Consider the following 13,014-nt stretch of genomic DNA (forward strand, 5'->3'; position numbering starts at 1 on the left):
GACCTGTCTGCTCGTGGCGCTATGCGGCATTACCGCAAAAAAGGGATAGGATGTGGCGATAGCCGCACGATGGACGAGCACAGCATGAATCCAAGTGTCATCACCACCGTCGACCTGCAAGAGGAGCGCGTCACCGCAGCGCTCCAGGCAGTGTTGCAAAGCGAGACCTTCCAGCGCACGAAGCGTCTGCGGGAGCTGCTGCAATACCTCGTGTCCGAAACGCTGGCCGGCCGTGGTGATCGTCTTAAGCAATTCACTATCGCGGTGGATGCGTTCGGTCGGGATGGGGGCTTCGACCCGCGTGTCGACACCAGTGTACGGACCGAAGCATGGCGACTAAGAACACGGCTGGAGCTCTACTATCGGACCGAGGGTGTGATGGACCTGGTGCGGATCTCATTGCCGAAAGGGGGATTCACACCCAGATTCCAATTCATGCCCAAGAGCATTGGCGAGGCGGTGGCGCTGCCCGCTGTGCGCGAGCAGCCTCGCCCCCGGCTACTGGTTCTGCCTTTCTCGGGGCTGAGCATTGATGAGCCCGATTTGGTCACCTCATTTCATGAAGAGATCAGCCTTTACCTCGCCAATCTGCCGAGCGTGGCCGTACTTTCCCAGGGTTCCAGCCAGAAATTCGGCCAAGCGGCGATGGATCTGCGGCTTGTCTCTCGAGCGTCACAAGCGTCCTACGTCATGGAAGGAAGCCTCTTTCGGCAAGGGCGGACCTATCGGTTGAATCTACGCATCATCGATCCCATCCTGGATGTGACTGTCTGGTCGGGGCGCCATGAACAACAGGTGGACGACATGATCGTCTTTCAACGTAAGGTTGCGACCGAGGTTGCTTCCTCCGTTCACGGCTGGCTCTGTTCCAGAGCCACGACGTTGATCGGCGAGGACGAGATGGCGCCGCGCTATGTACTGCGCGATGACATGTTGCTGCGCGAATATTTGCGCGGTGCGATCCGCGACCGAACGGCGGGTGAACAGGTTGTCCTCGGCTTGGGGCGTCTCACCTCCGGTTATGCCGACGAAGCGACGACGATGTTCAATCAGGCGATCATGGCCAGTCCAGCCGACGGCTTGCCCCATACCGCGATGGGGTTGGGGTATCTTCAAGCCGGGCGGCTGGAAGAGGCCTACCAGGCGGCCGGGCGCGGGGTAGAACTGGCTCCGCGGTCCGCCTTCGCGGTTTCTTCGTTGGCCGCGATCTGCATGCATATGCGTGACTTCGACGGAGCGATCATGTTCGCCCAGAGGTCCGTGGCTTTGGCTCCCGAGTTCGATGCGGTCAAACTGATGCTGGGCGATTGTTTCCTTTACGCCGGACTCGCCAACACCGCCATCGCTCAACTGGAGGAAACTTGCCGGCTAATGGACGAACACCCTATCGCCCTGGGGCATCTGGGCTACGCCTACGCCCAAACCGGACAGGAAACCAAGGCAAGGCGCATTCTCAATGTCCTGCAGGACAGCGGTGATAATCCAGAAGGCCCCAACTCGGCGGCGATGACGATGATTCACGTTGGTTTGCAAGAGGTGGAACAGGCTTTTCATTGGCTGGATCAAGCCCTCACTTCGCGCGCCCATACCCAGGAATTACTGCTACTCACATCGCCCGCTTACGACATTCTGCGTTCCCATCCACATTTCAATTCATTCGCGGGTCGTCTGAACGCTTCCTAGGCCTATCAACAGGACGGGACGTGATGCGACCCTTTGTGACTTACGCATTCCTTTTGCGGCCACTCATACTCTTCAACCGGAATCCTGACGCGCCGAAGCAGCAGGGACCTGTGTTCATGTGATGTTCTGCCACGGGAAATGAAGACTATGACTAACCCGCTCCAATCGACGGATCAAGCCGCTCGCAACCGTCAGCTCGTGATCGATTTCTACCGGCATGTGTTTGATGCTCGCAATCCCGCCGCGATAAAGGATTTCGTGACGGAGGACTACCAGCAACATAACTCTCATCTGCCCAACGGCCGCGCTGGTCTGGAGGCCCTCGTGACCGAAATGTTTCGTGGTCTGTCGCCACTGCCGGTTAAGCCTGACCTGTTGATGCCGTCGACGCTCATCGTTGCTGACGGCGATGTCGTGGTGATTGCGGGCGAGTTCCCTCAACCCGAGCCGGAAGATCCTACGAGGACCTATCCCTTTTTCGTGTTCGATGCCTACCGCGTCCGCGATGGAAAGCTCGCCGAACATTGGAGTGGCATCAACAAGATCGCACCGCCTAAACACCCCGAGATGACGAAGCCTTGAAAGCCTGACCTGAGTTGATGCGTACGGAAAACGAGATGACCTCTGTGATCGACGAGGCGGCGCGCAGGATGGCGCTAATTCAGCGTCGGTTCTTCCACGATCCTGATATTGACCGCTTGCCACTCGCCCCCCGGCCCCCGTTCCAATTCGTAGGTGACGGTTTGCCCTTCGCGCAGCACCTGACCACCCTGGGCGGTGCTGCTGCGAAAGAAAACGTCCTGTGCATCGTGGGCGGCAGTTTCGCTGCTGATGAAGATTGCAGTCTGTGGAGTCTTTCTGGACATGGCCGTTCTCCATTTTCAGTGCAATACATGGCCCAGGGTGGGCGGGGTGACGCGGTGAGTCGCAGGCTTATCAGCTGATCAATTGGACTTTGTCCGCCTGCATGCCTTTTTCCCCTTTTGTCGTTTCGAAGCTGACTTTCTGTCCTTCTTTCAATGATTTGAATCCAGTGCCCTCAATCGCCCTGAAGTGTACGAACAGGTCGGGCCCGCTGTCCGGAGTGATGAACCCATAGCCTTTTTCATCGCTGAACCACTTCACCGTGCCGTTCTGTCTGTCGCTCATTGTTCGTATCCTCTAAACCCTGATGTCCTACTGCGCACCGACGCAGTGCGACATGCTTAATAAAAGCCCCGCGCCAGCCCGTCGTCAACACTGCGCAAGACCAGCGGTACTGTCATTCCTGACAGGTTCGCAGGCCGTCGAAACGCGCCATACTGCGCAGTTTCATGCTGACAACCTGGCGTATCCGGGCGCCGTTCCTTACGCACATGGCGCCCCGTCACCTGCCATACGATAATGCCCTCCATCCCGATTCCCACTGGCTTCCTACCGTGATCATCAACTTCGACCTCAACGACCTCCAAGCCTTTCGTGCCGTAGTAGACAAGGGTAGTTTTCGCGGCGCCGCCGATGCCATCCGGATCTCGCAGCCAGCGCTCAGCCGGCGCATCGAAAAGCTCGAAACCGCCCTCGACGTGAAGCTGTTCGAGCGCACCACGCGCCGCGTCAGCCTGACCATGGTCGGGCGCGCCTTCCTGCCGCAGGTCGAGCGTATCCTCGACGACCTCGACATCGCGCTGATGGGCATCAGCAACGTCGCCTCCACGCGGATGGGCGATGTGACCATCGCGTGTGTGCCGTCCACTGCGTATTACTTCATGCCTCACGTGATCTCGGCATTCCACAAGCTCTACCCCAAGATTCGCCTGCGGGTGCTGGATGCCAGTGCCGGCGAGGTGTGCAATGCGGTGGAAAGCGGCGAGGCGGATTTCGGCGTGAGTTTCAGCGGCAGCCTGGCCGATGAGGTGGAGTTCGAGTTGCTGTTTCAGGAGCGTTATGTGCTGGCCTGCCGCCGCGATCACCCGCTGGCCGAGCGCGCCAGCGTGAGCTGGGCCGAGGCCTACGAGCATGACTACATCACGGTGGACAAAACCTCGGGCAACCGTTTTCTGCTGGACCAGGCCCTGCGCGGCGTGCGGGTGAAAAAGCCGAGTATCTGCGAGACGCACCACGTGACCACCATGATCGGCTTGGTCGAGGCGGGGCTGGGTGTGGCGATGGTGCCGTCGATTGCCATGCCGGGCACTGAACACCCGATCCTGCTGAGTGTGCCGCTGGTGGAACCGCAGGTGATGCGCAATGTGGGCTTGATCAAGCGCCGCGGGCGGACGTTGCCACCAGCGGCGCTGGAGTTGGAGCGGTTGGTGCGGGAGCTGCCGTTTCGGTCAGCGTGACACCGAGTCCAGGCCGGTGGATTGCACCACCGCTTGCGCCTCGGGCGAGGCCAGGTAGTGCAGCAGCGCCCTGGCCTGCGCCGGGTGTTCGGCGTTGACCGGAATACCCGCGGCGAAGCGCGTCACCGATTGCACGTCTTCAGGGATCTTGCCGACGTAAGTCACCCCCGGCACCGGTAACAGTTCCGCCACCTGCTGCAAGCCCACCTCGTAGTCACCCTTGGCGACCTGCTCGGCCACGGGGATGCGTTCGATCATGGTGCCCTTGGCCGGCATGCCGAGTTTCTTGAACAGTTCCTTCTCGACATACACGCCGCTGGCGCTGTCCGAATACGCCACGGACTTGGCCTTGAGCAACACCGCTTTGAGTTCGGCATCGGTGCCGATGGCCGGTTTGGCTGCGTCGGCTTTCACCACCAGGCCGATCCGCGAATCCGCCAGTTCCACGCGGGACGCTTTGTCGACCTTGCCCTGTTTGATCAGCTCATCCAGGGCGTAGCCGACCATGATCACCACATCCGCGTGTTCGCCACGGGCCAGGCGGTTGGGAATCGCTTCCGGCGCCTTGCCCATGGACGGGCCGAGGACGGTGTCGAGGGTGTCGCCGCTGCGCTGGGCGTATTGCGGGCCCAGCAGCTTGTAGGCAGCGGTGAAGCCACCGGAGGTCATCACCTTGAGTTGTTCGGCCTGGGCCGTCAGTGCCAGGGCACCGAGGGCCAGGGCCGTCAGGGTTTTCGACAGCGCTTTCATTGCGCCGCCTCTTGCATGACCTGCCCGCGGGTATTGGCGCGGTGATACAGCGCGAGGGTCGAGCACAGGGCGCACAGGGCGGCGAACATCAACCAGTAGGCCGGCGAGGCTTTGTCGTCGGTGATGTGAATGAACCAGGTGGAGATCGCCGGAGTGAAACCGCCGAAGACCGCAGTCGCCAGGCTATAGGCCAGGGAGAAGCCCGCCACGCGCACTTCCACCGGCATGATTTCGGTCAGCGCCGGGATCATCGCGCCGTTGTACATGCCGTACAGGAAGGAGAACCACAGCAGGGTTTCCAGCATATGCGCAAAGCTCGCAGCGTTTACCACGTAGGACAACGCCGGATAAGCCGTGAGCACCGTCAGCGCGGTCATCGCGACCAGCACCGGTTTGCGCCCGAAGCGGTCGCTCAGGCTGCCGCCGATGGGCAGCCAGACAAAGTTCGAGATCGCCACCAACAGGGTCACCAGCAACGCATCGGACGTGGTCAGTTGCAGCACGGTCTTGCCGAAGGTCGGCGCGTACACGGTGATCAGGTAGAACGCGGTGGTGGTCATGGCCACCATCAACATGCCGCCGATGACCACGGACCAGTTTTTCGCCAGGGTCGCCAGCACTTCACGCATGCTCGGGCGATGTTTGCGGTTGGCGAACTCTTCGGTTTCCTCAAGGTTGCGCCGCAGCACAAAGATGAACGGAATGATCACGCAACCGACGGCGAACGGAATGCGCCAGCCCCAGTCGGCCACGACCGACGGTTGCATCCACACGTTCAGGCCATAGCCCAGCGCAGCGGCGACCACGATGGAGATCTGTTGGCTGCCCGACTGCCAGCTGGTGTAGAAACCTTTGCGGCCGGGGGTGGCCATTTCAGCGAGGTACACCGACACCCCGCCCAGTTCCGCACCGGCCGAGAAGCCTTGCAGCAGACGGCCGAGCAACACCAGCGCCGGAGCCCACAGGCCAATGGTGTGATAACCCGGCACCAGCACGATAAGCAGCGTACCGCTGGCCATGATCGACAGCGTCACGATCAACCCTTTGCGCCGCCCCACATCGTCGATGTAGGCACCCAGGATGACCGCACCCAGCGGACGCATCAGGAAGCCCGCGCCGAACACGGCAAAGGTCATCATTAATGACGCAAACTCATTAGCGGCGGGGAAGAACGCGGCAGCGATGTAGGTGGCGTAGAAGCCGAACAGGAAGAAGTCGAACTGTTCGAGGAAGTTGCCCGAAGTAACGCGGAAAACCGCACCAATTTTCGAACGGGCAGAGTCAGGGCGGGTAGGGCTAGTCATGCTTTTGTGTCTCCAGCGTTCTTTTTAAAGTGCTTGTTTCGCTTAAGGCCAAGGATAGTGGCTGACACATTTAGAAATGATAAGTGAATATTTTTGATCTATTGATGCGTTTTGATTATCAGTGGTCAGTGCAGGCCCACGGCGGCGTCCTTGTTCTATGCTTGCAGGCGTAACTAATTCTTACGGTCGGGGGTGCCTATGACTGACGAACAGAAACAGCGGGACGAACGGAAGCAGGAGCGACGCAAGCAGCAATTGGAGGAAGAAAAGCCGCAGACCTGGAAGCATCCCGACGACGGCACGGAGCTTTCGGAGCGGGATCAGGAAATTCCGCTGAAACCCTGATGCGTGATCGGTGGGGGCGGGCATGCCCGCTCCCACATGTGCAACGGGCGTTTCTCGGGAATAGGCAAACTATTTGACATATTTGATTTGTGATCACATATTGGAGGCATAAGAACCACAACACAGGTTTGCCTCATGACAGATGGTCCGCTCCTCCTGCCCACCCTGCGCCAGGTGTCTCGCGATACCTTGCAAGACCAGGTCTATCGCCAGATCCGCGAAGCGTTGATGAGTGGCCGTTTCCAACCCGGCCAGAAACTCACCATCCGTGGCCTGGCCGAAGCGCTCGGCTCCAGCCCGATGCCGGTGCGCGAAGCCCTGCAACGCCTCAGCGCCGAAAACGCCTTTGAAGTCACCGAAACCTCGCGTCTGCGGGTCCGCATGATGACGGTCGAGCGCCTGCGCGAAATCCGCGATGCGCGGGTTGCTCTTGAAGGCTTGCTGGCCGAGAAGGCGGTATTGCTCCTGAAAAAAACCGACCTCGACGAAATCACCGACCTGTGCCAGCAAATGCAGCACGCCGCCGACGAAGTCGATGTGTCGCGCTACCTATGGACCAACTTCGCCTTCCACCGCCGGATTTACGCAGTGGCCCAGGCCGAGCTGACCATGGCCGCCGTGGAGAATTTCTGGCTGCACATGGGGCCGTGCTTTGCCCTGGTCGCCCCCGATAAAGCTCACCTGCAACGCTCGATGGAGGCGCATACGCGCATCGTCGAAGCCCTGGCCGCCCGCGACGGCGCTGGCGCACGGGCGGCGGTGACCGATGACATCATGCAGGCCGCCGATTCCCTGGCGCGCCTGCTCGTCAAGAACGACCGTTCGCGGTCGTCTGCTTCAGGAGGTAAACGTGCATGAGTGTCCTACAGCGGCTACAGCCCTATCCTGGGTTACGTGTATTGATTTCCGGCGGGGCTGCCGGCATCGGTGAAGTGTTGGCCGCGGCGTACCTGGAGGCCGGTGCCCAGGTGCATGTGTGTGATGTCAGCGAACCGGCCCTGGCGGCGTTTCGCGACAAATACCCAGGCAGCGTCGCCACCCGCGCCGATGTCAGTGATGCCGCGCAGATCGCGGCGGTGTTCGAGGTGCAGCGCGAGCATTTCGGCGGCCTCGACGTGTTGGTCAACAATGCCGGCATCGCCGGCCCCACTGGCGGTATCGACGCGATCAGCGACGCCGAATGGCAAGCCACCATCAACATCAACCTGACCGCGCAATACCGTTTTGCCCACCATGCGGTGCCGATGCTCAAGCAATCGTCCCACGGCCATCTGTTGCATATCGCCTCGGTGGCCGGGCGTCTGGGCTACGCGTGGCGCACGCCGTATGCGGCGACGAAGTGGGCGATTGTCGGCCTGATGAAATCCCTGGCCTCGGAGTTGGGCGAGAGTGACATCCGCGTCAATGCCTTGCTGCCCGGCATCGTCGAAGGCCCGCGCATGGACGCGGTGATTCGCGCCCGTGCCGAGCAGGTCGGCGTACCCGAACCCGAGATGCGCCAGGAATACCTCAACAAAATCTCCCTCAAGCGCATGGTCACCGCCGAAGACGTCGCGGCCATGGCGCTGTTCCTCTGTTCGCCCGCCGCCCGCAACGTGACCGGCCAGGCGATCAGTGTCGACGGTAACGTCGAGTACCTGTAGGACGCGGAGCCAGTCGCCAAGGAAGAACCCAGAGCTGTACCCAGGATTTTTTTCATAAGAATAAAAGTCGGAGAATCGTCATGTCCAAAAAACGTCCTGTGATCATTACCTGTGCCGTGACCGGTGCCATCCATACGCCGTCGATGTCGCCGCATTTGCCCATCACTGCCGAGGAAATTGCCGCCGCCGCCATCGGCGCCGCCGAAGCCGGCGCGGCGATTGTTCACTTGCATGCCCGTGACCCCAACGACGGCCGCCCCAGCCAGGACCCCGCGTTGTTTGCTGAATTCCTGCCGCAGATCAAGGCCGCCAGCGACGTGGTGATCAACATCACCACCGGCGGCGCGCCGACCATGGGCGTGGAAGAACGCCTACAGCCGGTGATGCAGTTCAAGCCGGAATTGGCCTCGCTGAACATGGGCTCGATGAACTTTGGCCTGTACGAAATGCTCAACCGCTTTACCGAGTTCAAGCACGACTGGGAGCGTCCATACCTGGAAGAGAGTGACGATCGGATCTTTCGCAACACCTTCCGCGACATTGCCCACATCCTCAATTCCTGCGCCGAGAACCGCACCCGTTTTGAGATCGAGTGCTACGACATCGGTCACCTCTACACCGCCGCGCACTTCCTGGAACGTGGCCTGCTCAAGCCGCCGCTGTTCATCCAATCGGTGTTCGGCCTGCGCGGCGGCATCGGCGGGCACCCGGAAGACCTGGCGCACATGCGTCGTACCGCCGATCGCCTGTTTGGCGACGATTATGTGTGGTCGATCCTCGGTGCCGGGCGTGGGCAAATTCCGCTGGCGACCATGGGCCTGTCTATGGGCAGCCATGCCCGGGTCGGCCTGGAAGATTCGTTGTGGGACGGGCCGGGCAAATTGGCCGCTTCGAACGCCGATCAGGTACGGCGCATTCGCAGCGTGATCGAAGCCCTCGGCCATCGCGTCGCCACGCCGGATGAAGCGCGGGACATCCTCGGGCTCAAGGGGCGCGACCAGGTCAATTTCTAACCGACGACACGGCCGCGTGCTGGCGCGGCCCGAATCCCGCACAACAACAATAAGGGGATCACACCATGCGTATCGAAGTGCTTGTGGACGTCAAGACCACCCTGGGCGAAGGCCCGGTGTGGGACGTCGAACAACAGCGGCTGTATTGGATCGACAGCGCCGACGGCCGCATCCTGCGTTGCACCGACGACGGCCGCGAACTGCGTGCCTGGGACGTGGGCCAGAAAATCGGCTCCATGGCCCTGCGCCACAACGGCGCGGCGGCCATCGTCGCCTTGCAGAATGGCGTACACACTCTGGACCTGGCCAGTGGCGAACTGGCGCTGATCGAAGACCCTGAACCGCACCTGCCGAACAACCGTCTCAACGACGGCAAGGTCGACCGCCAGGGCCGCTTTGTCTTCGGTTCCATGGACACCCAGGAAGACCGCGCCAGCGCCAGACTCTACCGCCTGGACCCGGACCTGCGCCTGCACACCCTGGACGAAGGCATCATCGTTTCCAATGGCCCGTGCTGGAGCCCATCCGGGGACACCTTGTACTTTTGCGACACCTGGTCGGGCGAGATCTGGGCCTATGACTACGACCTCGCCAGCGGCAATGTCAGCAACCGGCGCACCTTCGCCAAGGTCGACACCTCGGGTGGCGGCGGCGCGGACGGTTGCACCGTGGACGCCGAAGGTTGCCTGTGGCAGGCCCTGGTCTATGCCGGGAAGCTGGTGCGTTACACCCCCGATGGCCACGTCGACCGGGTCATCCAAATGCCGGTGAAGAAGGTCACCAGCCTGACCTTCGGCGGGCCGAACCTCGACACCCTGTTTGTGACCTCCATGGCCAAGCCGCCGCTGCCGCGTTTTCCGCACGACGGCCAGCAGCGCGGCGCGCTGTTCGCCATTACCGGGTTGGGCGTGCAAGGAATAGCCGAGCGACGGTTCGCCAGCTAGCGCGTGTGTTCGATCAGCAACATTCCTTCGCAACCTTGTGTCAGTGCGCGCCTTCGCGCGCCTGGAGAGGCCCATGGCTACTTTAAAAAAAGCGTCGCTGCGCAGCATTCACCGGCATTCCTGGGTGTCGCTGCTGGTTTGCTGGATGATCTGGATTCTCAACGCCTACGACCGTGAGATCGTGTTGCGCCTGGGGCCGACCATCTCCAAGCATTTCGATTTGTCCGCCGATCAGTGGGGCACCGTGGCCACGGTGATCATGCTCGCCCTGGCCCTGTTGGATATCCCGGGTTCGATGTGGAGCGACCGCTACGGCGGCGGCTGGAAGCGCGCGCGGTTCCAGGTGCCGTTGGTGCTGGGCTACACGGCGATCTCGTTTCTGTCCGGGTTCAAGGCGTTGAGCGGCAACCTCGCGACGTTTATCGCCCTGCGTGTCGGGGTCAACCTCGGCGCGGGCTGGGGCGAACCGGTGGGCGTGAGCAACACCGCCGAATGGTGGCCGGTGGAACGCCGCGGTTTTGCCCTCGGCGCGCACCACACCGGTTACCCGATTGGCGCGATGCTCAGCGGCATCGTCGCCAGCTTTGTGATCAGCACCTTCGGCGAGGACAACTGGCGCTACGTGTTCTTCTTCGCCTTCGTGGTGGCCTTGCCGCTGATGATCTTCTGGGCGCGGTATTCCACGACCGAACGTATCACCGCGCTGTACGTCGACATCGCCGCCAAAGGCATGACGCCACCGGACAATGCCCCGGCCAGCCAGATCAAGGGCGACGCCTGGCGCACCTTTGTCGCCACCCTGCGCAACCGCAATATCGCGCTGACGGCGGGGAACACCCTGCTCACGCAGGTGGTGTACATGGGCGTGAATATCGTGTTGCCGGCCTACCTCTACAACATCGTCGGGCTGTCGCTGGCGCAGTCGGCGGGGATGAGCGTGGTGTTCACCCTGACCGGGATTCTCGGGCAACTGGTGTGGCCGTCGTTGTCGGACATCATCGGTCGCCGTACCACCCTGATCATCTGCGGGCTGTGGATGGCCGTCAGTGTCGGCGCGTTCTACTTCGCCAGCACCCTGACCCTGATCATCGTCGTGCAGTTGCTGTTCGGCCTGGTCGCCAATGCGGTCTGGCCGATCTACTACGCGGTGGCCTGCGACTCGGCCGAGCCGTCGGCCACCTCCACGGCCAACGGCATCATCACCACCGCGATGTTCATCGGCGGCGGCCTGGCGCCGGTGTTGATGGGCAGCCTGATCGCGATGGGCGGCGGCTGGACCACGCTGCATGGCTACACCGTGTGCTTTTTCGTGATGGCCGGCTGCGCCCTGGGCGGCGCGCTGCTGCAACTGTTTTCCCATCGCCCGCAGGCGTTGGTTGTGCAACTCGAACCCTAGAACAACATTGATGCGCCCCCCAGCCGCGCTGGCGGGGCGCCAGGAGGAACTGCCCGATGACTACCGCCACCCAGGCCCGCGAACCGCAGGTGCTGAACAAATTGATGTTCGCCAAGTTGATGCCCTTGTTGATCATCGCCTACATCCTGAGCTTTCTGGACCGCACCAACATCGCCCTGGCCAAGCACCACCTGGACGTCGACCTGGGCATCTCCGCCGCGGCCTACGGGCTGGGCGCGGGCTTGTTCTTCCTCACGTATGCACTGTCGGAAATCCCCAGCAACCTGATCATGCACAAAGTCGGCGCGCGCTTCTGGATCGCGCGGATCATGGTGACTTGGGGCCTGATCTCGGCGGCCATGGCGTTTGTGCAGGGCGAGACCTCGTTTTACGTATTGCGCTTGCTGCTGGGCATCGCTGAAGCGGGCCTGTTTCCCGGGGTCATGCTCTATCTGACCTACTGGTTCAACCGCGAACAACGCGCACGGGCTACCGGCTATTTCCTGCTCGGTGTGTGCTTTGCCAACATCATCGGTGGCCCGGTGGGCGCGGCGTTGATGCGCCTGGACGGGCTGCTTGGCTGGCATGGCTGGCAGTGGATGTTCCTGCTCGAAGGCTTGCCGGCGGTGGCGTTCGCCTGGGTGGTGTGGCGCAAGTTGCCGGACCGCCCGAGCCAGGCGCCGTGGCTGACGGCGGCGGAAGCGCAGGGTATCGAACAGCGCATTGCCCAGGAAACCGAGGAAGGCGCCGGGGAGGGCGGCCACGCGTTGAAAAACTGGCTGACCCCGCAGATCCTGCTGGCGATCTTTGTGTATTTTTGCCATCAGATCACGGTCTACACGGTGATCTTTTTCCTGCCGAGCATCATCAGCAAATACGGTGAATTGAGCACCATGAGCGTGGGGTTGCTGACCTCGCTGCCCTGGATCGCCGCCGCCTTGGGCGCAGTGTGGCTGCCGCGTTTTGCGACCACACCCACCCGCGCGCGGCGCCTGTTGATCACCGGGTTGCTGACCATGGCGCTGGGGTTGGGCATCGCGTCGGTGTCGGGGCCGGTGTTCAGCCTGCTGGGCTTTTGTCTGTCGGCAGTGATGTTTTTTGTGGTGCAGTCGATTGTGTTCCTCTACCCGGCCTCGCGTCTCAAGGGCGTCGCCTTGGCGGGCGGGCTGGGTTTCGTCAATGCCTGCGGGCTGTTGGGCGGGTTTGTCGGGCCGTCGGTGATGGGCCTGATTGAGATGAGTACCGGCAACGCGATGAATGGCCTGAAGGTGATTGCCGTGGTGCTGGTGGTCGCGGCGTTGGCCGCGCTGCGTTTGCGCCAGGGCCAGGAACAGGCGCCGGCCCCTCGGGTCGTTATGAGACCAGCAACGAAATAGGATAACCCGACGCCAAGACCAGGTACGCCACCACCGCCGCCAGGCACAGGCCGACGAATACCCGCAGCAACGTGCGGGCGGTGGGGTGCGCGATAAACTGGATGACCCAGATGCAGAACCCGGCCAGGAGGAAGGCCGCGGCGAGAATAACCAGCACGATAGTGTTCCTGCGACCGTGAAGAGCTGAATATATAGTCGTAAAGCCGCCCAATGAACAGTGCGCGCATAGACGCAGCCCC

General features: G+C 61.8%; 15 protein-coding genes. 10 read left to right on the forward strand and 5 right to left on the reverse strand.

What is annotated here, in order from left to right:
• The first annotated feature begins 84 nt into the window (after positions 1-84).
• The gene (locus LQ249_RS08765) at positions 85-1,683 is read left to right on the forward strand and encodes a hypothetical protein (RefSeq protein ID WP_232566386.1); all 1,599 of its coding nucleotides are present in this window, start codon (positions 85-87) and stop codon (positions 1,681-1,683) included.
• Between the two features lie 147 nt (positions 1,684-1,830).
• A complete protein-coding gene (locus LQ249_RS08770) occupies positions 1,831-2,265 on the forward strand; it encodes a nuclear transport factor 2 family protein (RefSeq protein WP_232566387.1) in 435 nt (144 codons plus the stop codon).
• 74 nt (positions 2,266-2,339) lie between these two features.
• Here the strand turns inward: LQ249_RS08770 and LQ249_RS08775 are convergent, their stop codons facing one another.
• Both LQ249_RS08775 and LQ249_RS08780 read right to left on the reverse strand, forming a co-directional pair.
• Complete coding sequence (locus LQ249_RS08775; RefSeq protein WP_046384355.1) at positions 2,340-2,549, reverse strand: cold-shock protein; 210 nt, start codon at positions 2,547-2,549, stop codon at positions 2,340-2,342.
• A 70-nt stretch (positions 2,550-2,619) separates the two neighbouring features.
• Positions 2,620-2,832, reverse strand: a complete 213-nt coding sequence (locus LQ249_RS08780; RefSeq protein ID WP_169865068.1) for a cold-shock protein — start codon at positions 2,830-2,832, stop codon at positions 2,620-2,622.
• 269 nt (positions 2,833-3,101) lie between these two features.
• Between LQ249_RS08780 and LQ249_RS08785 the strand changes: the two genes are divergently transcribed.
• The gene (locus tag LQ249_RS08785) at positions 3,102-4,004 is read left to right on the forward strand and encodes a LysR family transcriptional regulator (RefSeq protein ID WP_017848714.1); all 903 of its coding nucleotides are present in this window, start codon (positions 3,102-3,104) and stop codon (positions 4,002-4,004) included.
• Here the strand turns inward: LQ249_RS08785 and LQ249_RS08790 are convergent.
• A complete protein-coding gene (locus LQ249_RS08790; RefSeq protein ID WP_108524345.1) occupies positions 3,996-4,754 on the reverse strand; it encodes a substrate-binding domain-containing protein in 759 nt (252 codons plus the stop codon). The genes LQ249_RS08785 and LQ249_RS08790 overlap by 9 nt on opposite strands.
• Entirely contained in the window at positions 4,751-6,058 is a 1,308-nt protein-coding gene (locus LQ249_RS08795) for an MFS transporter (protein WP_134939598.1), read from the reverse strand. Before LQ249_RS08795 ends, LQ249_RS08790 begins: the two co-directional genes overlap by 4 nt.
• Positions 6,059-6,256: 198 nt before the next feature.
• Here LQ249_RS08795 and LQ249_RS08800 point away from each other — a divergent pair, with 198 nt between their 5' ends.
• The 7 genes from LQ249_RS08800 to LQ249_RS08830 all read left to right on the forward strand — a co-directional run bounded on the left by LQ249_RS08800 (position 6,257) and on the right by LQ249_RS08830 (position 12,775).
• Entirely contained in the window at positions 6,257-6,403 is a 147-nt protein-coding gene (locus LQ249_RS08800; RefSeq protein ID WP_165933314.1) for a hypothetical protein, read from the forward strand.
• A gap of 135 nt (positions 6,404-6,538) precedes the next feature.
• Positions 6,539-7,261 (forward strand): GntR family transcriptional regulator, encoded by a 723-nt coding sequence (locus LQ249_RS08805; RefSeq protein WP_046384352.1) that lies wholly within the window; start codon positions 6,539-6,541, stop codon positions 7,259-7,261.
• On the forward strand, positions 7,258-8,046 hold the full coding sequence (locus LQ249_RS08810; RefSeq protein ID WP_026140238.1) for an SDR family oxidoreductase: 789 nt from the start codon (positions 7,258-7,260) through the stop codon (positions 8,044-8,046). Before LQ249_RS08805 ends, LQ249_RS08810 begins: the two co-directional genes overlap by 4 nt.
• Before the next feature lie 80 nt (positions 8,047-8,126).
• A complete protein-coding gene (locus LQ249_RS08815; RefSeq protein ID WP_017848720.1) occupies positions 8,127-9,059 on the forward strand; it encodes a 3-keto-5-aminohexanoate cleavage protein in 933 nt (310 codons plus the stop codon).
• A 65-nt stretch (positions 9,060-9,124) separates the two neighbouring features.
• On the forward strand, positions 9,125-10,003 hold the full coding sequence (locus LQ249_RS08820; protein ID WP_232566388.1) for an SMP-30/gluconolactonase/LRE family protein: 879 nt from the start codon (positions 9,125-9,127) through the stop codon (positions 10,001-10,003).
• Positions 10,004-10,076: 73 nt separating this feature from the next.
• Positions 10,077-11,399: an MFS transporter gene (locus tag LQ249_RS08825; protein ID WP_232566389.1), complete on the forward strand. Its 1,323-nt coding sequence runs from the start codon at positions 10,077-10,079 to the stop codon at positions 11,397-11,399.
• Positions 11,400-11,455: 56 nt separating this feature from the next.
• Positions 11,456-12,775, forward strand: a complete 1,320-nt coding sequence (locus tag LQ249_RS08830) for an MFS transporter (protein ID WP_232566390.1) — start codon at positions 11,456-11,458, stop codon at positions 12,773-12,775.
• Here LQ249_RS08830 and LQ249_RS08835 read toward each other — a convergent pair.
• Entirely contained in the window at positions 12,753-12,932 is a 180-nt protein-coding gene (locus LQ249_RS08835) for a hypothetical protein (RefSeq protein ID WP_017848724.1), read from the reverse strand. The two genes, LQ249_RS08830 and LQ249_RS08835, sit on opposite strands and share 23 nt — an antisense overlap.
• Positions 12,933-13,014: the final 82 nt, after the last annotated feature.

Origin of the sequence: Pseudomonas sp. 7-41 (assembly GCF_021233075.1) — a bacterium.
In the GTDB taxonomy this organism is placed as follows: domain Bacteria; phylum Pseudomonadota; class Gammaproteobacteria; order Pseudomonadales; family Pseudomonadaceae; genus Aquipseudomonas; species Aquipseudomonas veronii.

Coding starts and splice junctions, on each gene's coding strand:
- LQ249_RS08815 (WP_017848720.1), top strand. CDS start 8,127: ATGTCCAAAAAACGTCCTGTGATCATTACCTGTGCCGTGACCGGTGCC.
- LQ249_RS08825 (WP_232566389.1), top strand. CDS start 10,077: ATGGCTACTTTAAAAAAAGCGTCGCTGCGCAGCATTCACCGGCATTCC.
- LQ249_RS08800 (WP_165933314.1), top strand. CDS start 6,257: ATGACTGACGAACAGAAACAGCGGGACGAACGGAAGCAGGAGCGACGC.
- LQ249_RS08795 (WP_134939598.1), bottom strand. CDS start 6,058: ATGACTAGCCCTACCCGCCCTGACTCTGCCCGTTCGAAAATTGGTGCG.
- LQ249_RS08770 (WP_232566387.1), top strand. CDS start 1,831: ATGACTAACCCGCTCCAATCGACGGATCAAGCCGCTCGCAACCGTCAG.
- LQ249_RS08765 (WP_232566386.1), top strand. CDS start 85: ATGAATCCAAGTGTCATCACCACCGTCGACCTGCAAGAGGAGCGCGTC.
- LQ249_RS08810 (WP_026140238.1), top strand. CDS start 7,258: ATGAGTGTCCTACAGCGGCTACAGCCCTATCCTGGGTTACGTGTATTG.
- LQ249_RS08775 (WP_046384355.1), bottom strand. CDS start 2,549: ATGTCCAGAAAGACTCCACAGACTGCAATCTTCATCAGCAGCGAAACT.
- LQ249_RS08790 (WP_108524345.1), bottom strand. CDS start 4,754: ATGAAAGCGCTGTCGAAAACCCTGACGGCCCTGGCCCTCGGTGCCCTG.
- LQ249_RS08820 (WP_232566388.1), top strand. CDS start 9,125: ATGCGTATCGAAGTGCTTGTGGACGTCAAGACCACCCTGGGCGAAGGC.
- LQ249_RS08805 (WP_046384352.1), top strand. CDS start 6,539: ATGACAGATGGTCCGCTCCTCCTGCCCACCCTGCGCCAGGTGTCTCGC.
- LQ249_RS08830 (WP_232566390.1), top strand. CDS start 11,456: ATGACTACCGCCACCCAGGCCCGCGAACCGCAGGTGCTGAACAAATTG.
- LQ249_RS08780 (WP_169865068.1), bottom strand. CDS start 2,832: ATGAGCGACAGACAGAACGGCACGGTGAAGTGGTTCAGCGATGAAAAA.